The following is a 19,378-nucleotide window of genomic DNA, read 5'->3' as shown; positions in this document are numbered from 1 at the left end:
CAGCCTCCTATACACCATCATCTAGACAACACAAAAACCCCTAAGCAGAGGTTTGATAGGAATTGTGAAAAACCTGTCTACTAGGTAAACAGGCTAGGTATTTTAGTATGGTACGGTTTATTACCTTGGCTCTACAATAAGTTTAATGGCCGTCCGATCTTCCCCGTCAATCACGATGTCTGTGAAGGCTGGTACACAAATTAAGTCAACTCCACTGGGCGCGACAAATCCTCTTGCGATAGCTACTGCTTTGATGGCTTGGTTTAAGGCGCCTGCACCTATAGCTTGGAGCTCAGCAGCTCCACGCTCACGCAGAACACCTGCCAATGCACCTGCTACGGAGTTTGGATTGGACTTTGCTGAAACTTTTAATACATCCATGAATAGTACCTCCTCGGGAATGATGGATAGATTCCATTACCCATCATATTCTCAAGGTTGAACAAACATGCTATCGTATCCAATTTAAAAGTTCGCAATATTTGGAATTATCTGCTAATCCATGAAAACTTGATCTTCATCATAACGGATAAGGTTAATTCCTTTTGCCAAACCTGTCTGATCGTTCAATTCAATCACAACAGCATGGAAATGCCATTTGCCTTCATCCGTTACGAATCGAACTGGAAGCTGTGTTTTGAACTTTTGCAGTACAGCATTACGTTCAACGCCTAGAATACCATCACGCGGCCCTACCATCCCTACATCGGTTACATAAGCTGTTCCTTGCGGCAAAACACGGTTATCATTCGTTTGTACATGTGTATGAGTACCGACAACTGCTGACACTTTACCATCCAAATGCCAACCCATCGCAATTTTCTCAGAGGTTGCTTCCGCATGGAAATCGACAAATACAAATTTATGTTTCTTCTTATCCGCTTCAAGAATTTCGTCCACTTTACGAAATGGGCAATCAATCGGCGGTAAGAATGTGCGTCCTTGCAAATTAATAATCAGTAATTCCTGATCCTTGACCTTAATGACCGTATGTCCTCTACCCGGTGTTCCAGGAGGAAAGTTAGCGGGTCGAACCATCTTCTCGTCACGATCAATGAAATCAAAAATCTCTTTCTGATCCCATGTATGATTACCCATCGTCAGAGCCTGAATGCCCATCTCATAGATTTCTTTAGCAATAGCCGATGTAATACCTTTCCCTGCAGCAGCATTCTCACCATTAGCAATGAACACTGCGTGAGGATGAGCTTGTTTTAATCTAGGCATAATATTTTTTAACGCTTTTCTTCCAACAGATCCTACAATATCTCCAATAAATACTATTTTCATAACAAATTATAGCTCCTTTATAAACACTAGATGCAAAGGCGAGCAATTGATGTATTTAATGACCAGCCTGAAAATAAGGAAAAGTGGCTATAATAGCCACTTTTCGCATTGGTATCTTATTTAGCGTATTCAACAGCCCTTGTTTCACGAATGACCGTAACCTTAATATGTCCTGGATAATCGAGTTCACTCTCGATTTTCTTCGTAATATCGCGGGCTAGACGGAACGCCTCGGTATCATCCACTTTCTCCGGCTGAACCATTACACGTACTTCGCGACCTGCTTGAATGGCGTATGATTTCTCAACACCTTCGAAGGATTCCGAAATTTCTTCAAGTTTCTCCAGACGTTTAATATACGTTTCGAGTGTCTCTCTGCGTGCTCCAGGTCTTGCTGCGGATAAAGCATCTGCAGCTCCTACTAACATCGCAATAACAGAGGTTGCTTCCACGTCACCGTGATGCGAAGCAATACTATTAATAACGACTGGATGCTCCTTGTACTTCTTACCAATCTCAACACCGATTTCCACATGAGATCCTTCAACCTCGTGGTCTAGCGCCTTACCGATGTCATGAAGCAGCCCGGCACGTTTCGCCAAAGTTACGTCTACCCCGAGCTCCCCGGCCATCAGACCAGCCAGATAAGCTACTTCCATGGAATGTTTCAACACGTTTTGACCGTAACTTGTTCTGAATTTTAAGCGACCCAAAATTTTGATCAAGTCAGGATGCAATCCGTGTACACCAACCTCAAACGTGGCTTGCTCCCCATATTCGCGGATACGTTCGTCCACTTCTTTACGGGATTTCTCGACCATCTCTTCAATGCGTGCTGGATGAATACGTCCATCAGCAACAAGCTTTTCTAAAGATGTGCGAGCAATTTCGCGTCGGATTGGATCAAATCCTGATAAAATAACTGCTTCTGGCGTATCATCAATAATAAGGTCGATACCCGTCAATGTTTCCAGTGCGCGAATATTACGTCCTTCACGACCGATGATTCGGCCTTTCATTTCTTCATTTGGCAGTGATACAACTGAAACGGTTGTTTCAGCAACATGATCTGCAGCACAACGTTGAATGGCGAGCGTGATGATTTCACGGGCTTTCTTATCGCCTTCTTCTTTGGCTTGCTGTTCGATTTCTTTAATAAGCTGTGCGGTTTCGTGACGAACTTCCTGTTCTACATTTGTAAGAATGATACTCTTAGCTTCATCCATTGTAAGACCAGAAATTCGCTCTAACTCCGAAACTTGGCTTTTATAAAGCTGATCAATTTGTGATTGTGTATCCTCGATCCGCTTCTCTTTGTTGGCAACTTGCTCTTCTTTACGCTCGAGAGATTCTAATTTTTTATCCAGCGATTCCTCTTTTTGCAACAATCGTCTTTCTTGTCGTTGAATTTCATTTCGACGTTCACGAATGTCTTTTTCAGCTTCGGACCTCAGTTTATGCACTTCGTCCTTTGCTTCCAGAACCGTTTCTTTTTTCAGTGCTTCTGCTTCCTTCTTGGCAGATTCTCTAATCTGTTCAGCGGCTGTTTCAGCACTGGAAATTTTCGCTTCTGCAAGAGATTTACGGATAAAATAACCAATCCCTAAGCATGCAGCTCCAACAATGAGAATGATCGCGATCCAGATGAATGGCATCATCTTGTTCACCTCCTCGTTGGTTTCTCCAAGGTGTTAGCCTGGGATTCCCTTCGGTTGTTTAATCCGATTTTTAATTGTTTGACTAGTCATACATACCCTACTTAATAAAGAGTATGGCTTTTAAATGAATGCGCACCGTGCGTTAGAGGCACTATAGTGCTAATAATCCATAATCAACAGTGTAAAAATTGGCGGTTTCTACATCTGTCCCCTCAAAATCAATGAATTGAGTATGATTTTGAATACATTATGAAAATATACACTGTTATTTTATCTTTTGTCGAAGAAGCTTGTCAAGCGAATGTCCCTGAGATGACGGAATAAGTATTTCCAGTACTCGTAAAATATTTAATGCCGTTAACTAAATGAACATATAATTAATGACATTAACAATCAAATGGGTCATCTGAGATTTCAAATTCCTCTTCACTCGATTCACTGCTTAATACCCCCAAAACCTTGTTGACAATAGAGCCCGTATAACCTCTCCGCATTAGAAAAGCTCCCGTCTTTCTTTTACGATCGATTGTCTTGCCCGAGGTTTGTTTCCATTTCGTTTGGCCCAACTTCATCGCCCCCGTATACTCATCATCGGGATTGATAGTCTCCATAGCATTTTTGACCAATTCTTTATCAATGCCTCTTTGTTGAAGCTCCTGTCGTATGAGATTACGACCTTTTCGTTGCGAAATAATGCGATTATCTGTCCACATTTTCGCAAATTCCTCATCATTGATATAATTTTGCTGGACTAGCTTCTCACATGCCCATGCAATAATAGGCACTTCAAATCCTTTCTCTTTCAGCTTACGTTTTACTTCACTTAATGAATGTGGTCGTCTGCCTATCATGCTTATTGCCTTTATATAAGCCATATTCTGTTCCTCATCAAGCGTTATACTTTCGATTTCTTGTAGATGTATGGTTTCCCCTTTATTTAACCGATGCTTGATTAAAATGTCTTCATGAACTGAGAATGCGTATTCTTCATTTAAAAATATATTGTATCGATGCTTACCACGCTTCTGTTTCTCAACCTTGGTAATGATTAACAATGGTTGTTGCTCTTCACTATTCAAAACTAACCAACTCCTTCAATGAAGAAAGCACCTTAACACTAGGTTTAAGGTGCTTTCTTGTATGCTCATTTAAACTTATTCGAAATCTGGTTCCAATTCATCGTCTTCTTCGTCAACATTAAGAGGGATTGCTTTGATTAAATTACTGTTCTCTCGAATCCGTAATTCAATCGTTTCCGAAATACTTTTGTTATCTTTCAAAAACTGCTTCGAATTCTCACGGCCTTGACCAAGACGCTCACCTTCATACGAATACCAAGCTCCGCTTTTATTAACGATATCCATCTCTGTTCCGATATCAATAATACTGCCTTCGCGTGAAATTCCTTCACCGTACATAATATCCACTTCCGCTTGTTTGAACGGCGGAGCTACTTTATTCTTAACGACTTTAATTCTTGTACGGTTACCAACCATATCATTACCCTGTTTGATAGTTTCCACACGACGAACATCTAGTCGAACGGATGAGTAGAACTTAAGTGCACGGCCACCAGGTGTTGTCTCTGGGTTACCGAACATAACGCCAACTTTTTCACGTAATTGGTTAATGAAAATCGCGATAACTTTGGACTTGTTGATCGCACCAGACAGCTTACGAAGTGCTTGGGACATCAAGCGAGCCTGCAGACCCACGTGAGAATCCCCCATATCGCCTTCAATCTCTGCTTTAGGCACTAATGCCGCTACAGAGTCAATAACAATAATATCTACAGCACCACTTCGTACTAGTGCTTCAGCGATCTCGAGTGCTTGTTCACCAGTATCAGGCTGAGAGAGTAGAAGCTCATCTATATTAATACCAAGCTTGCTAGCATAAGAAGGATCCAATGCGTGCTCCGCATCGATAAAAGCTGCTTGTCCACCATTCTTCTGTACTTCTGCGATAGCATGTAGAGCTACCGTAGTTTTACCGGAAGACTCTGGTCCGTATACTTCAATAATTCTTCCGCGTGGAAACCCACCTATTCCAAGAGCGATATCAAGCGCAAGAGAGCCGGATGAAATCGTTTCAACTTGCATATGTGTAGATTCTCCAAGCTTCATAATGGAGCCTTTTCCGAACTGTTTCTCAATTTGACGTAAAGCATTATCAAGTGCTGCGCGACGATCTGACAAAACACTCACTTCCTTCTTCTATCATTATAGGTATATGATAACTTGTTTTCAGGTGTTTGCCAAGCATTTTTTCGAACATACATTCGACTTTTTAGCGAACAAACAAAAAACCGCAACAAAGTTATCGCTTTGCTACGGTTCTTCCGTTAACACTTAGTCTCATTATATGCGAACTCTAGCTATCTTTCAACTGTTTCCATAAATGATAGAGTGCGCTTTTGGCCGCTCTTTGCTTGATGGACTCCCGATTACCAGAGAGTTGCAAAGTAATAACCCTTGTTGCTGCGTCTTTTTGAGCAAAACCTATATAAACAAGCCCTACTGGCTTACCTTCAGACGGACTTGGACCCGCTACACCCGTGACTGATAGTCCAAAGTCACTTCCGGTCACAATAATCAATTGCTCCGCTAAGAGGGTCGCTGTCTCGCTGCTAACAGCACCTGGGGAACCCTCCCCTTCCAGCACTTCCATTGGAACACCGAGGAGCTTATGCTTCAAGGCATTTGAATAACAAATAATTCCTCCAAGAAATGATTGGGAACTCCCCGGCACTGCAGTAATCAAATCACTTAGCAAGCCGCCTGTGCAGCTTTCGGCCACAGCAAGTGTCTGGTTCTTCTCGCCAAGCAATTGCAGCACAATCGTTTCGATAGGAACATCTTGGTCGGCATAGAGATGCTCTCCTAATCGCTTTCTAATCTCTAGTTCAATCGATTGAAGATTCCGTTCGCCTTCTGAAGCTGTCTGTGCACGTGTTGTTAAGCGAATCGTCACTTCGCTTTCTTTGGCATATGGAGCAATCGTTGGGTCCGTTTGAGCTTGGATTAGATCAAGTAATTGATGTTCTAAGTTAGATTCACCAATACCGGCAAATTTGAGCATTTTGGAATAAAGCGGAACCTCATCAGTCATCCTTGTACGAAGCCAAGGAGCCACATACTTGGTGAACATCGGCTTCATTTCTTTTGGCGGGCCTGGTAGAAGAATAAAATGTGTCCCTTCGTATGTAAATGCAACACCTACAGCAAGCCCTGTTTCGTTATGTAAAGGATCGCTTCCCTCAATCATCATCGCTTGACGTCTGTTGCTTTCCACCATATGGATCCCGCGGGACTGGAACATATCTGTAATTATTTTCATAGAAGGCTCATGCACAATCAATTCACGGCCTACAAACGCAGCAAGCACATCCTTGGTCAAATCATCCTGCGTAGGTCCAAGACCTCCTGTACATATAACGACATCAGCTCTTGAAACGGCTAATTTGAAGCTATCTAGCAATCTCTGTTCATTATCACCAACGACCGTTTGGAAATACATATCTACACCAAGCGCAGCACATTCTCTGGAGAGAAACTGAGCATTTGTATTTACAATTTGACCTAGTAAAAGTTCCGTTCCAACAGCGATAATTTCTGCTTTCATCTCGAATTCCCTCCTTAAAATGAGAAAACCTCTATCGAGGTCATTCAAAGTTTAGCTTTTACCGCCAATTCTTATGTGGTAGAAAAAACACAATAGGTTGTCCTATTGTGCTTTTTCTGAAAAATCTATGACATGCTTATTCTTTACAAAGTACTCTACACCAGAATACACGGTAATAATTGCTGCTGCCCAACTAGCTATAACATCAAAAGGGAAGTGCATAAACGTAAAAGGAAAATTATTAATAAGTAGAGCAATGATGGCTGTAATTTGAGCTGCCGTCTTCGCTTTTCCCCATTTGCTAGCCGCCATCACGGTGCCTTCCAATAGAGCAATTTGGCGAAGTCCTGTAACAGCCCACTCCCTACTGATAATGACAATGACAATCCAAGCATCTACTTTATCCATTTCCACTAATGAGACGAGCACAGCCGTAACAAGCAGCTTATCCGCTAAAGGATCAAGCAGCTTGCCCAAGTTAGTTACAAGATTACGTTTTCTGGCAATGTAACCATCTAAACTATCTGTACTCGCTGCAATAATGAAAATTAAAGCAGCAATAATTTGATTATACGTTATGCTAAATTCCTCTATCCGTATATGAGGGAATTTCACCTTAATCAACAGAAAAAACATGATGATAGGTACTAATAAAATCCTCGCCACGGTGATGCGGTTGGCCAGGTTCATGCAATTACCTCCCCGGATAAGTCAAACTCATAAGAGTGGGTAATACGAACTTTAGCAAGTTCACCAATGTTAAGCTTCGCATTTGACACGAATACTTCTCCATCAATCTCAGGAGCATCAAATTGGGAACGTCCAATGTATACATCACTTCTGCCATCGTATCTTTCGATAAGCACGTCAATTTCCTGTCCGATGCGGCGTCCGCCACGCAGATTCGAGATTTCACGCTGAATTTCCATAATCGCGTTCGCGCGATACTCTTTAACATCATCAGGAACTTGGTCCGGCAAACGTGCTGCTGGCGTATCATCTTCCTTGGAATAGGCAAAAACACCAAGACGATCAAACTGAATGTCGCGAACAAATTGTTTTAAGTTTTCAAAATCTTGTTCAGTTTCGCCTGGGAAACCTACAATGAGTGATGTGCGTAGGGCCACATCCGGAATCGCTTCACGAATTTTTCGAACAAGTTCACGCGTATCCTTCTGGCGGCCAGGTCTACGCATCCGTTTGAGAATAGAATCTTCACTGTGTTGAAGTGGCATATCAATATACTTACACACCTTCGGATTTGATGCCATGACAGCAATCAATTCATCGCTAAAGAATCCAGGGTAAGCATAGTGTAGTCGCACCCACTCGATGCCTTCCACTTCACTAACCTTATTAAGCAAAGTAGGCAGCATGAAACCATCATAAAGATCTGTTCCATAATTCGTGGAATCCTGTGCGATTAGACTAATTTCTTTAACGCCTTGTGCAGCAAGATTAGCTACTTCCGCAACGATGGACTCCATGCTTCTGCTTTTGAAGCTACCACGCATAATAGGAATACTACAGAATGTACATGCGTTATCGCAGCCCTCTGCAATTTTCACATAAGCTGTATATCGAGGAGTAGTCATAAGTCTTGGCAGGTCCGCATCATAATTAAACACCGGATTCCCAACAAGAACCGGTTTCTTTCCGCGAAGCGCTTCATCTACGATATGGTTGATTTTATCGAAATCTCCGGTGCCCACGATGCCATCAATCTCAGGCATTTCTTCCATCAACTGCTTTTTGTAGCGTTGAGTCAAACACCCTGATACGATAAGCGCTTTGAGATTCGCTGTTTCTTTTAGTTCAGCCATATCCAAAATTGTATTAACGGATTCTTCTTTTGCTGCATCAATGAACCCGCAAGTGTTCACGATAATGACGGTGGCATCTTCCTTGTTCTCAACAAGCTGAAAACCACGGCCATGAATTAATCCTGACATAATCTCGGAATCGACCAAATTCTTTTCGCATCCAAGAGTAACTACTTTAACCTTTTCTGTCATGAAAGAAACAACCTCCAATAGTCCTAAAAAACACTCCCTACCAGTATAATACAAGCCCTATAGGGTGTCAAAATGTAAAAGCCCCCTACATGTAGGGGGCTGCTCTCCAAAGTACAGCTTATGTATGCCTATTTCAAGTTTACAAATTGCAAATCAAGAGGAATTTCCGCCTTACGCAGCAAGGCAATAACGGCTTGTAAATCATCTCGACTCTTCCCGGTTACCCGAATTTGATCCCCTTGGATTTGCGTCTTAACTTTAAGTTTGGAGTCACGAATTAGAATGTTAATTTTCTTCGAGTTCTCCTGATCGACACCTTGCTTCATGCTAATTTTCTGCCTTACGGTGGAACCAGCCGCTGGTTCTACTTTACTGTACTCGAGATTCTTAATCGAGATTCCGCGCTTCGTCATTTTGGCGTGCATAATATCAAGGACATTCTGAAGCTTAAACTCATCATCTGAGGTGACAACAAGCTGGTCCTTATCCAATTTAATGCTGCTTTTACTACCTTTAAAGTCAAAGCGGGTAAGGATCTCTTTCTCCGCCTGCTGTATGGCGTTATTTAGTTCCTGCATATCCACCTTGGATACGATATCAAACGAGCATTCTGAACTCATCTTAGACAAAACATCCTTTCCATCAAATTACAATAGCATTATAGCAAGAAGCCGTAAAAAAAGAAACATCCTAAGCCCTCTCGGCCTAGGATACTCTTGGTATTATTCATTACCCGGGAAAGCGCAGGAAACGTCAAAATGCTAGTTTTTTTGCAAATTGAGCTGTACCCTCTTGGGGTTTGGAGTATCCCCGACAGGAACGATCGTACCATTCACAGTAAGCTCCAAAGCACTGGCTGCACCTACATTTAAATAGGCAGAACCGGTTAAATCAAAAGAGTCCGTGTCACCGGCTTTGTAAAGTTTCTGTCTAAGCATTTCTTTACCGCCTGCCTCTGTAAGAGAATCCACACGAATCCAACAGGAACCTGTTATTTTCATCTGAATATTCAGATTGGAAGCACCGGTTATCGTGTAATTATCTACACCTTTCTCGCTGCTGCTAAACTTTACCTGAACAGATGGCGTTGGTGTCGGCACCGGTGTTGGAGTAGGCGTCGCAAGAGGCGCCACTTTACCGTCACCGGACGCATTCATTGTCGTACTTGGAGCAGTGCCAGTCGCAGGATTCGTAGAATCTGTGATTCTCGGAGATTGCGTTTGAGAAGGATTTTCATCCGCTGGCATTCCCTTATAATTCTTGTATGTATAGTAGTATACGATACCGAATATAAGCAGAATGAAACAGACAAACATCGTACCAGAAGCCCAGCGGCTCAATTTCTCGGTATTACGGACACTTGTTCTATTTTTACGAATCGTTTCTACAACTGGTTTCTCTACAGCTGGGGAGGGATTCGTCGTTTGGTACATGCTCAGAACTTCAGCAGGGTCAAGCCCAACTGCTTCAGCGTAGCTTTTAATAAAGGCACGTACATAGAAGCTGCCAGGCAGAACCTTGTAGTTTCCTTCTTCAATCGCTTCCAAGTATCGTTTACGAATTTTCGTAACTTCTTGAAGATCGTCAAGCGAGATCTTTTTTTCCAGACGTGTTTTGCGTAAAATGTATCCTAGATCAGACATATGGTCACCTCCCCGCGGGATCTTCTTTATTTAATGACGTTACAGACATTAAAAAGGTTCGGACGTATACGTAAATGAATCATAATTGATTTCTTCATCCGGGCTATTTCGCAGCTCAATAATATAATCGAAGTGATTATATGTGTATTCAGACTCCCGAATAAATATATCCGGATGCTCGATAACCTTAGTAGAAGGCATACCCATTATGTCCTGCAAAAGGCTGTAATGCTTCTCATTTGAACGTATAGTTGAAACGATTCCATCAATAATATATACATTATTTGGAGTCATTTCATCTTCTGATAGTTGACTACGTACGGTTTGTCTGAGTAACGTAGAGGAAACGAAAGTCCAACGCTTGTTTGCGCATACACTTCCTGCAATAATCGATTCCGTTTTACCAACACGCGGCATTCCCCGAAGACCTACAACTTGGTTCCCTTCTCTCTTGAAAATCTCACCAAGGAAGTCAACTAAAAGCCCCAATTCATCACGAGTAAAACGGAATGTTTTACGATCATCCGAATCGCGTTCAATATACCGACCATGACGGACAGCCAAAATATCAACAAGCTTTGGGGGTCTAAGAGCGGTAATAGTAATATTATCTACTTTTCTTAACATTTTACCCATTAAGTCAATTTTTTCTTCATCATTGGTTTGTAGAAGCATACCGCGGGTACGATCTTCTACCCCATTAATGGTCACAATATTAATATCCAGCATCCCCATCAAGGAAGCAATATCCCCTAATAAGCCGGGACGGTTTTTGTGAATCTTGTACTCCATATACCATTCTTTAACGTCCAATCTTTCCACCTCATCGCAATATCTGTAACGAACAAGTCGATACCTATTCAAATAATTTCTATGATTTTCGTCAATATCCTTCTTTTATCGTGTAAAAATTCACAAAATTATTTCATTTTTAGTTCTTTAAGCTCTTGTTCGTTGTAAATCATACCACCTTTTTTCCATGAACTGGTTTTCATCATAGCGAGACGATTGTCCAGGATTTGGGCCCAGTTAAGTTCAGCCGATACAGCTCCTGTAATATCCACAACCGATACTCCGATAGACTTAGCCTTTTGTACTTGCGCCTCATCTACTGGTGTATAGAAAATAATGTTGCTCGAGTGATGCTGCCTCGTTTGGAAGGATAATTGCTGAAACCATTGTTCATTATTATCGAGTAATACGATATGATCCGCTTCCTCCGAAGGTGCCCAAGCAGAGGGAATAGGACGATCACTTCGAGTCACCCACTCCACGACAACGTTTTGTGCTAATAGGTCTTGAATCCATTTATTTTTCAAGGTCTCAATCTGAAGAGCATCAATTTGCAAGAACGAAGCTTGCTCATTGACCTGGCTTGTGATCCCTTTGGCATCAAGCTGACTTTGTAATAAGGTCCATTTACCCATCGAAAGCCCTTGTCCAATCACCCCATTAGCAGAAGGAAACAGTTCATTACCAATGACATATATGTAATCATATTTACTTGCTTTCAACTTTGTTATAACGCTTTCATCCAGTTGATTCAAATCCTTGATCCAATCGAAGGCTATAAAATTCGCATCTCTCCACTGCTGAAGCGCATTTCCTACCGACTGTTTAGCTGGCGCAGACATACTAGTACCTGTCAGCATAAGTACAGATAATTTATTATCCAACAATTCTTGCTTAATGGCTGGAATTCCACGATTCCCACACCCTGTTAAGATAAAAGATAAGAGCAATATAGCAAGCATAAAACGTTTGATTACCATGATATTACAATTCCTTTCTTCCTTATAAAGCGTGCAAAAGCCTCCGAAAGAGGAGGCTTTCACATAGTACCCTATTGAATTGTAAAACGGTTATTAACCTTTGTCTACTAATTTTACCATGAGGCGAGCAATTGTAAGCTTTTCTTGCTCATCTCCTGCATCCCACAGCTCTTTGAGCACTCGCTCTTGTTCATTTTCGGGATCTACTTTATTGGCTAGAAATTCACCGATTTGAAAAGCGAGTTTAGAAATGGTTTCCTCACTCATCCCCGCATGCCCAGCCTGACTCACACGTTCAGCCAAAAACTCTTTCCACTTATCAAATACTTTAAGTACAGTAGCCATTGTAAGAAGCCTCCTTTGAGTTATGAGAAATGGTCATTACATACGTAATATTCGCTTCCCAGCTTAAAATTATGCGCGAGGCTTCTTACTCTGTTCTCAGGTTAACCATCCACCGTTCGGACTTATGATTTGACCCGTAATATAACCGGATTCAGGAAGTGCTAGAAAGTATACAAGCGAAGCCACTTCATCAGGCAATGCAAAACGACCTGCCGGAATTTCATTGGTAATCGCTTCTCGCTCCTCGGGCTGAAATCCTGCCATCATTTCGGTATGTACCGCACCAGGCGCTACGGCATTCACCGTCACACCAGAAGGAGCCAGCTCCTTCGCTAACGCCTTCGTGAAGGCGTTCAACCCACCTTTAGCTGTTGAGTATACAACCTCACAGGAGGCACCTGAGATGCCCCATATAGAGGATACGTTAATAATGCGGCCATACTTTTGTTTGACCATTGCCGTCATGAAAGTTTGTGTACAAAGAAAGGCGCCTTTAAGATTAACATTCATTACCAGGTCCCAATCTTCTTCGCTAACATCAGAAAGCATACCAAAGTGAGAAATACCCGCATTGTTGACGATAATATCAGGGACCATGTCTCTTTGTTCCAGCTTTTCTTGCATTTTATTGATTTGCTCACGAGATTTTACATCCGCGGATACGGTTAACACTTTGGCGCCATGCTTCATGCAGGATCTGGCCACTTCATTAGCAGCTTCGTGTGATTCACGGTAGTGAATAACAACGTTCATGCCTACCGCGGCAAAACGCTCAGCAATCGCAGCACCAATTCCCCGGCTAGCTCCTGTTATAAGAACTGTTTGTTCACTGAATGGCTTAGGGAACGTCACGATGGCTTACGACTTTGCACAATCGAAATAGCAAGTCTGCTCCAGTCAAAATGCTCGCGGAACCGACGGTTCACGTCATCAAGTGTAATTTGCTCGTAAACAGGTAATATATCGAATAAATCAATATCTTTGAAACGGTATTTAGTGAATTCATTCGCTATGGATTCCGGTGAGTTCATCATCCGTAGGAAATTACCAATTTTCTTCTTACGACTCCGCTCGAAGGTGACTTCATCTAGTCCTGGATCCTTACGTTTCTCAACCTCTTCGCGTATGCGCGCTACAAGTTGGTCCGGATCTTTGGTATCTCCGCCAAGAATGGAGAAAGCATAACCCTCACTGCAATTATATTCATGACCAAAATTATCAGAAATCAATTGCTCATCATATAGTGCCTGATAAATATCAGAGCTTGAACTGAACAAAACATCCAACATTAATTTCGTAGTCAATTCTCTAACTAGTAAGTCTTTCCCACTTACAGAAGGCGCAGGCTCCTTGAATCCGATTAAGCATTTTGGCATTGAAACAGGAAGTAATGTCACTCTGCGCGCTTCCTTCACTTCTAATGGCTCATCTGGGAAAAATCGTTGGATATTTCCTTGAGGCGGAAAAGTTTTGGCAGCTTGATTCTCTTTAACTAACGAAATAACCTCTTCTGGATCTACGCCTCCAACCACAAACAAGCTCATATTGCTGGGGTGATAGAATGTGTTGTAGCACTCATACAAGGTTTCTTTTGAGATTTCGGCAATGGACTCTACTGTACCAGCGATATCGATATGGATAGGATGCTTAGCATATAAGGATTCAATTAATCCATAATAGCTTCTCCAATCCGCATTATCTTCGTACATTTTGATCTCTTGACCAATAATACCTTTTTCCTTTTCTACATTTTCATCTGTAAAATAAGGATTTTGCACAAAATTAATTAATGTCGTTAAATTTGTTAAATAGTGATCCGTGGATGAAAATAAGTACGCTGTCCGATCAAAGCTTGTAAAAGCATTAGCCGAAGCGCCGTTTGAAGCGAAAGTAGCGAATATATCACCTTCAGGTTCCTCAAACATTTTGTGCTCCAGAAAATGAGCAATGCCATCCGGAACTTGGACTGCCTCTTTCCCTTCAACTTGAAAAAAGTTGTCAACAGATCCGAATTGCGTCGTGAACGTCGCATAGGTTTTCTGGAAACCATCTTTGGGTAGTACAAACACATGTAGCCCATTATCAAGCTTCTCGTGATAAATGGTTTCACCAAGGTGTGGATAAGGAATAACCTGCATCTTCTACTCTCCCTTCTGGTCCCGCAAAAAGTATATCGTATCCAGTTGAACACGCTTAGCAGCTTCTGCAATAGCCGTAATATCTACCTGCTCCACAGATTCAATCAAGCCTGAAACCGTACGTTCTTTTCCAGATAAAATAGCATTAAAGTCAAATGAAATTAATTCAAATGCGGAATCCTGAATTTCGCGCAGTTGATTGGCAATCATGGCACGGGTTTGATTCCATTCAATATCACTGATCTCACCTTGCTCCATGGCAGTCAGCTGCTTTTTAATGATATCAACCGCTTTCTCATAATTCGCCATTTCAATCCCCGATTGAATCGTCAGAATGCCTTTGTGACCATCAAACCGAGAAGAGGCATAATAGGCAAGACTCGCTTTCTCACGAACATTCGTAAACAATTTGGAGTGCGGGTAACCTCCGAGAACGCCATTATACATAAGAGCTACTGGGTACTGCTCATCTCGATACGAAATATTGGTACGCAATCCCATGTTCAGTTTCCCTTGATTAACATCCAGACGTTCAACGATTGTCTTCACATCACCTGATGCCCCCCGCGGGGCAGATGTTATATAACCGACATCCTCTTTACGTTCAATGGAGAATGCCTGCTTTACAATGCCCTCTACTTCAGAAAGCGTCGTATTTCCAACGACATAAATATCGATTGGTGCGGTTTGAAGCCAGTGTTTATATTGTTCGTACAGTTGCTCAGCATTGATAGGGTCCAAATCATCGATTTTACCCAAAGGGTGAAGCCGATAAGGATCATCACTGCACATTTCTTCGATACAACGTTCAGCCGCGTAACGAATTTTATCGTTAATGACTGATTCTATGCGCTTCTGGAGAGTCTGCTTCTCAGCATCGACATATTTGTTACGAAAATGTCCTTCTTCTAGGGCTGGCTTTGTCAAAGTTTCCCCAACGAAATCAAGTCCCTGCTTTAATAAAGATTGGGCCGATTTCACGAATCGGTCATTGATGATATCCATACGTAACTGAACAATTTGGTAATCGCCACGTTTATAAATATCAAAGCCGAATCCTGCACCATATAAATCATCTAAATATTCTCGAAATTGCTTCGTTTCTGGTCGTAATTCCGTACCTCTACGAAGTACAAATGGTGTTAATGCGGTACTCGTGACCGTATCTTCCTCTAGAGGACGGCCTATGTACACTGAAATGGCAAACGTTTTAAACCGGTCTGTCGGCAGCACATGTAAACGTATATGATTCCATGTAGTGCGCTCAAATTGTATATGCTTCAAAGGTCGGTCTCCCTTCTTTGTCCGTGATATAAATCCATTATATTCCTATACGAAGAGGAGAAGCAACCAAAGCTGGTTCCTTCTCCTTGCCCATGTCTAAATTATTTACAGAAAATATGCTTTCCAATATTTTTGACTTGCGGCCTGCTCCAAATCCATTTGGATGTCGCTGTTACCGGGTTGAAATAATAGATACAACCGCCCGTAGGGTCCCACCCACTCAGCGCATCCTTTACGGCTTTTTTCGTTGATTCGTCTGGTGTTAGCCAAATTTGGCCATCTGCTACGGCTGTGAAAGCGCCAGGCTGAAAGATAACACCAGAAACCGTATTAGGAAAACTTGCTGACTTTACACGATTCAATATAACAGCTGCTACGGCTACTTGACCAATATATGGTTCTCCCCTAGCCTCACCATGTACAGCATTCGCCATCAGATTAATATCCTGCTCAGACAAGCCTAGGTTATTAGAAGGCAGCAAATTGGCTGGCTTTTGATTTGAAGTAGCTGTCTCTTTGCCTGCGCCGCTTTGTCCTCCTGTGGATGGTGCAGTAGGCTTCCAATTCTTCGTTGCTTCCCACAGTTTAAGCTTGGTCTTGGGACCTACTACACCATCTACTTTCATCCCAAACTCACCTTGGAATCGCTTCACTGCCGTTAAAGTTTTATACCCATAATCTCCGTCTATACTGCCGTTATAGAAACCAATGAACTTCAATCTGCCTTGCAGCTCGTTAACGTCAGCTCCTGTGGCTCCATAACGCACTTCATTTTTACTAAACGTTTCTTCTGCAGGTGGATTGAACTTTCCCTTCAACTGAAAAGCGACAACTAGTACGAAAACAATACAAAATGTAAGTACAATTAATCGTTTATTCATTCCCCTTCTCAACCTCACTTTTCAAATTACAGCCTTTTCTTGCTTATTATGAGAAAGGGACTCTTTGTTTATACAAAAAAAAACACTCTCCTGAGGAGAGTGCTTGTACAATCGTCTTTTTAAGTTAGGAACTGATCCGATTATGATGATATTGTTCAATCGACATCAGCACCTCTCGAGGCTTACTGCCTTCGTAAGGGCCAACGACCCCTTTGGCTTCCATAGAGTCAACCAGCCGTGCTGCACGTGTATAACCGACTCTCATACGTCGTTGCAGCAGGGAAACAGATGCTTGCTTGGCTTCCAATACAATTTGAACAGCCTGGTCGTACAGCTCGTCTTCAAATTCATTTTGCTGCTCCGGCATTTCTTCCACATGCGGGACCATTTCTTCTTGGTAATTCGCCTGCTCTTGCGTGCGTACAAAGCCAACCACATGTTCAACCTCTTGGTCAGATAAAAAGGCACCCTGAATACGAACAGGTTTGGACGAGCCTACTGGTAAATAAAGCATATCCCCTCGACCTAACAACTTCTCGGCTCCAACCATGTCCAAAATGGTCCTTGAGTCCACTTGAGACGAAACACCAAATGCAATACGCGATGGAATATTGGCTTTAATCACGCCGGTAATAACATCAACGGATGGTCGTTGTGTAGCAATAATTAAATGAATACCTGCTGCGCGGGCCATTTGAGCAAGGCGCGTGATAGAATCTTCCACATCATTAGCAGCAACCATCATTAAATCGGCTAACTCGTCCACAATAACCACGTAATATGGCAGAGGGACTGCTGTACCGCTTTCAGTCAACATGGCATTGTAGCCCTCAATATTTCGCGTTCCGCTTTTCGAGAATAGTTCATAACGCTTTTCCATCTCAACGACGACTTTCTTAAGAGCTAACGAAGCTCGCCGAGGATCAGTTACAACTGGTGCCAGTAGATGTGGAATCCCATTATAGACATTCAATTCAACCATCTTCGGATCGATCATAAGAAACTTCACTTCATTAGGCTTTGCTTTATACAAAATGCTCGTAATAATCCCATTAATACAGACGGATTTACCTGAACCGGTGGCTCCTGCTACAAGTAAGTGAGGCATTCTTGCCAAATTTCCGACGATTGGTTGTCCAGAAATATCACGCCCAAGTACAACCGATAGCCGCGAGCTGGATTCTTGAAAAGCGGATGTTTCCATGACTTCACGCATGGTCACAATCGAAACCTCCAGATTCGGAACCTCAATGCCGATCGCAGCTTTACCAGGAATTGGAGCTTCCATCCGAATATCCTTGGCGGCAAGCGCCAACGCGATATCATCGGTCAAGGAGACGATTCGGCTGACCTTTACACCCACGTCAGGCTGTATCTCATAGCGTGTCACGGCAGGGCCTCTGACGACCTCTAGCACCTTGGCACGAACCCCAAAGCTCTCCAAGGTGGCTTCGAGCTTCCTTGCATTCGCTTTATAGTCGGCCATCTCACTGCCTTTGCCAACAGCAGGCTTCGCTAATAAATCAAGGGAAGGCATTTCATATGGCCGTGTTTGAACAATTGGCACATTCTCCTGAAATTCCAGCGTAACTGGCTCATCATCCGTGTCAATAGCCCCTGCTCCCTGAACTTTAGAGGCCGGCGCTGTAGAGGAAGCTGCAGGTTGTTTGACTGCCTGCTGAGCTTCTTGAAAAACCTGCTCCTGAAAATCACGAATAATAGGTGTGATTGGTTGATCTGTGGATGGTGAATCTGATTCAGCAGCTTGCTTCGCGCTTGACTTATAAAGAACTTGCTCGGTTTCATCAGCAGCATCTAAATCATTTAATTCATCTGCATTGGAATTATTCTCGACTGCAGCCTTTTTCCGACTTTCCTTATTAGGACGAAGCAGCTCCATGAAAAGTGGTGTCTTTTTCGCCCGTTTAACAGGCTGAAAAACCTCTTCATCGAATTCATCATCAACAGGAACATAAGAAGATTTCTTCGCCTTAGTTGCACTAGCACCTGCGGAGACTGTTTGGGGCTGACGTGTTTCGCGATCTTGCAGCCACTCTTTCATTCTATCTTTAAAATTTTGGCCAACATTACTGAATCGACCCTTCACGATATTGCCAACGTCCACGTAAGAAATACCTGTTGCCAGAATAAAGCCCATGACAAACAGCGCATATTGGATTAATCTCGCGCCCAAATAGTCGAACAGAAAGTAAAGGACACTGTACAGCATAGCGCCAATCATGCCGCCACCAATACCATGCTCGAGTGCCGCTTTGCCTGCTTCTGTTGGTTTCAGACCATCTAACATGGCATTCCATGTTGATGCTATGACTTTACCAGACGTGAAACCGCCATCAGGATATAATTGAGCGAACAAATCAATATGATTTTTTATTAGCAGTCCAAGAATGAACAGCAGTATCCCTGCTTTCTTGGGCGTAACCATCTGTGGCCAGGCTCTCTTGATCATCGCATATAAGGCCACATATATGAAAATCAGCGGTATAAGTGAATACCACGTTCCCACAAAAAATCGAAAAAGGTAAATCAACGAATTCCCGACATGCCCTTGATGAGCAAGTGCAATGACCGAAAAGATTAGAATGAGAATACCATATAACTCGAATAACAAGCTTGTTTTTAGAGCCTTACCTTTTTTCTTGCGTTTCGCCACGCTTGCCACCCCCAAGTCCACATTATACCATATTTGACTTGGGGGATGATACAG

At 42.5% G+C, this 19,378-nt stretch carries 18 protein-coding genes; all 18 read right to left on the bottom strand.

Going from position 1 to position 19,378, the window contains the following annotated elements:
- Positions 1 to 120 precede the first annotated feature (120 nt).
- Positions 121 to 381, bottom strand: a complete 261-nt coding sequence (locus GC098_RS35340) for a stage V sporulation protein S (protein ID WP_028558349.1) — start codon at positions 379 to 381, stop codon at positions 121 to 123.
- A gap of 114 nt (positions 382 to 495) precedes the next feature.
- Entirely contained in the window at positions 496 to 1,290 is a 795-nt protein-coding gene (locus tag GC098_RS35335) for a TIGR00282 family metallophosphoesterase (RefSeq protein WP_057301498.1), read from the bottom strand.
- A 116-nt stretch (positions 1,291 to 1,406) separates the two neighbouring features.
- Positions 1,407 to 2,948, bottom strand: coding sequence for a ribonuclease Y (rny, locus tag GC098_RS35330; RefSeq protein WP_057301499.1), 1,542 nt, complete (start codon positions 2,946 to 2,948; stop codon positions 1,407 to 1,409).
- A gap of 386 nt (positions 2,949 to 3,334) precedes the next feature.
- A complete protein-coding gene (locus GC098_RS35325; RefSeq protein WP_171648928.1) occupies positions 3,335 to 4,027 on the bottom strand; it encodes a regulatory protein RecX in 693 nt (230 codons plus the stop codon).
- A gap of 75 nt (positions 4,028 to 4,102) precedes the next feature.
- Complete coding sequence (gene recA, locus GC098_RS35320) at positions 4,103 to 5,146, bottom strand: recombinase RecA (protein ID WP_056832791.1); 1,044 nt, start codon at positions 5,144 to 5,146, stop codon at positions 4,103 to 4,105.
- A 175-nt stretch (positions 5,147 to 5,321) separates the two neighbouring features.
- A complete protein-coding gene (locus tag GC098_RS35315) occupies positions 5,322 to 6,572 on the bottom strand; it encodes a competence/damage-inducible protein A (RefSeq protein WP_171648927.1) in 1,251 nt (416 codons plus the stop codon).
- 102 nt (positions 6,573 to 6,674) lie between these two features.
- Positions 6,675 to 7,262 (bottom strand): CDP-diacylglycerol--glycerol-3-phosphate 3-phosphatidyltransferase, encoded by a 588-nt coding sequence (gene pgsA, locus GC098_RS35310; RefSeq protein ID WP_171648926.1) that lies wholly within the window; start codon positions 7,260 to 7,262, stop codon positions 6,675 to 6,677.
- Positions 7,259 to 8,587, bottom strand: coding sequence for a 30S ribosomal protein S12 methylthiotransferase RimO (gene rimO, locus GC098_RS35305; RefSeq protein WP_171648925.1), 1,329 nt, complete (start codon positions 8,585 to 8,587; stop codon positions 7,259 to 7,261). The genes pgsA and rimO overlap by 4 nt, the downstream gene beginning before the upstream one ends.
- Positions 8,588 to 8,715: 128 nt before the next feature.
- Entirely contained in the window at positions 8,716 to 9,207 is a 492-nt protein-coding gene (locus tag GC098_RS35300) for a YajQ family cyclic di-GMP-binding protein (protein ID WP_047672977.1), read from the bottom strand.
- Between the two features lie 141 nt (positions 9,208 to 9,348).
- On the bottom strand, positions 9,349 to 10,230 hold the full coding sequence (locus GC098_RS35295; RefSeq protein ID WP_171648924.1) for a helix-turn-helix domain-containing protein: 882 nt from the start codon (positions 10,228 to 10,230) through the stop codon (positions 9,349 to 9,351).
- Between the two features lie 48 nt (positions 10,231 to 10,278).
- On the bottom strand, positions 10,279 to 11,022 hold the full coding sequence (locus GC098_RS35290; RefSeq protein ID WP_373291262.1) for a DUF3388 domain-containing protein: 744 nt from the start codon (positions 11,020 to 11,022) through the stop codon (positions 10,279 to 10,281).
- Between the two features lie 128 nt (positions 11,023 to 11,150).
- Positions 11,151 to 12,002, bottom strand: coding sequence for a hypothetical protein (locus GC098_RS35285; RefSeq protein ID WP_171648923.1), 852 nt, complete (start codon positions 12,000 to 12,002; stop codon positions 11,151 to 11,153).
- Positions 12,003 to 12,095: 93 nt separating this feature from the next.
- Positions 12,096 to 12,347, bottom strand: coding sequence for a DUF3243 domain-containing protein (locus GC098_RS35280; RefSeq protein WP_047672971.1), 252 nt, complete (start codon positions 12,345 to 12,347; stop codon positions 12,096 to 12,098).
- Between the two features lie 96 nt (positions 12,348 to 12,443).
- Entirely contained in the window at positions 12,444 to 13,199 is a 756-nt protein-coding gene (gene ymfI / locus GC098_RS35275; protein ID WP_171648921.1) for an elongation factor P 5-aminopentanone reductase, read from the bottom strand.
- Positions 13,196 to 14,485 carry an EF-P 5-aminopentanol modification-associated protein YfmH gene (yfmH, locus tag GC098_RS35270; protein ID WP_171648919.1) on the bottom strand — a complete coding sequence of 430 codons (1,290 nt, stop codon included), beginning with the start codon at positions 14,483 to 14,485 and terminating at the stop codon, positions 13,196 to 13,198. Before yfmH ends, ymfI begins: the two co-directional genes overlap by 4 nt.
- Positions 14,486 to 14,488: 3 nt before the next feature.
- Positions 14,489 to 15,769 (bottom strand): EF-P 5-aminopentanol modification-associated protein YfmF, encoded by a 1,281-nt coding sequence (gene yfmF / locus GC098_RS35265; protein WP_171648917.1) that lies wholly within the window; start codon positions 15,767 to 15,769, stop codon positions 14,489 to 14,491.
- Positions 15,770 to 15,870: 101 nt separating this feature from the next.
- Positions 15,871 to 16,650, bottom strand: a complete 780-nt coding sequence (sleB, locus tag GC098_RS35260) for a spore cortex-lytic enzyme (protein WP_171648915.1) — start codon at positions 16,648 to 16,650, stop codon at positions 15,871 to 15,873.
- Positions 16,651 to 16,774: 124 nt separating this feature from the next.
- Entirely contained in the window at positions 16,775 to 19,324 is a 2,550-nt protein-coding gene (locus tag GC098_RS35255) for a DNA translocase FtsK (protein ID WP_312880537.1), read from the bottom strand.
- Between the last annotated feature and the right edge of the window lie 54 nt (positions 19,325 to 19,378).

Origin of the sequence: Paenibacillus phytorum, assembly GCF_013141715.1 — a bacterium.
GTDB lineage: Bacteria > Bacillota > Bacilli > Paenibacillales > NBRC-103111 > Paenibacillus_E > Paenibacillus_E phytorum.
Note: the sequence above shows the minus strand (reverse complement) of the source record. Positions and strands in the feature narration are given on the sequence as shown.

What these genes read in the sequence shown, in the direction of transcription:
- GC098_RS35340 (WP_028558349.1), bottom strand. Translation starts at nt 381, where the DNA reads ATGGATGTATTAAAAGTTTCAGCAAAGTCCAATCCAAACTCCGTAGCA.
- GC098_RS35335 (WP_057301498.1), bottom strand. Translation starts at nt 1,290, where the DNA reads ATGAAAATAGTATTTATTGGAGATATTGTAGGATCTGTTGGAAGAAAA.
- rny (WP_057301499.1), bottom strand. Translation starts at nt 2,948, where the DNA reads ATGATGCCATTCATCTGGATCGCGATCATTCTCATTGTTGGAGCTGCA.
- GC098_RS35315 (WP_171648927.1), bottom strand. Translation starts at nt 6,572, where the DNA reads ATGAAAGCAGAAATTATCGCTGTTGGAACGGAACTTTTACTAGGTCAA.
- pgsA (WP_171648926.1), bottom strand. Translation starts at nt 7,262, where the DNA reads ATGAACCTGGCCAACCGCATCACCGTGGCGAGGATTTTATTAGTACCT.
- rimO (WP_171648925.1), bottom strand. Translation starts at nt 8,587, where the DNA reads ATGACAGAAAAGGTTAAAGTAGTTACTCTTGGATGCGAAAAGAATTTG.
- GC098_RS35300 (WP_047672977.1), bottom strand. Translation starts at nt 9,207, where the DNA reads ATGAGTTCAGAATGCTCGTTTGATATCGTATCCAAGGTGGATATGCAG.
- GC098_RS35295 (WP_171648924.1), bottom strand. Translation starts at nt 10,230, where the DNA reads ATGTCTGATCTAGGATACATTTTACGCAAAACACGTCTGGAAAAAAAG.
- GC098_RS35290 (WP_373291262.1), bottom strand. Translation starts at nt 11,022, where the DNA reads ATGGAGTACAAGATTCACAAAAACCGTCCCGGCTTATTAGGGGATATT.
- GC098_RS35285 (WP_171648923.1), bottom strand. Translation starts at nt 12,002, where the DNA reads ATGGTAATCAAACGTTTTATGCTTGCTATATTGCTCTTATCTTTTATC.
- GC098_RS35280 (WP_047672971.1), bottom strand. Translation starts at nt 12,347, where the DNA reads ATGGCTACTGTACTTAAAGTATTTGATAAGTGGAAAGAGTTTTTGGCT.
- yfmH (WP_171648919.1), bottom strand. Translation starts at nt 14,485, where the DNA reads ATGCAGGTTATTCCTTATCCACACCTTGGTGAAACCATTTATCACGAG.
- sleB (WP_171648915.1), bottom strand. Translation starts at nt 16,650, where the DNA reads ATGAATAAACGATTAATTGTACTTACATTTTGTATTGTTTTCGTACTA.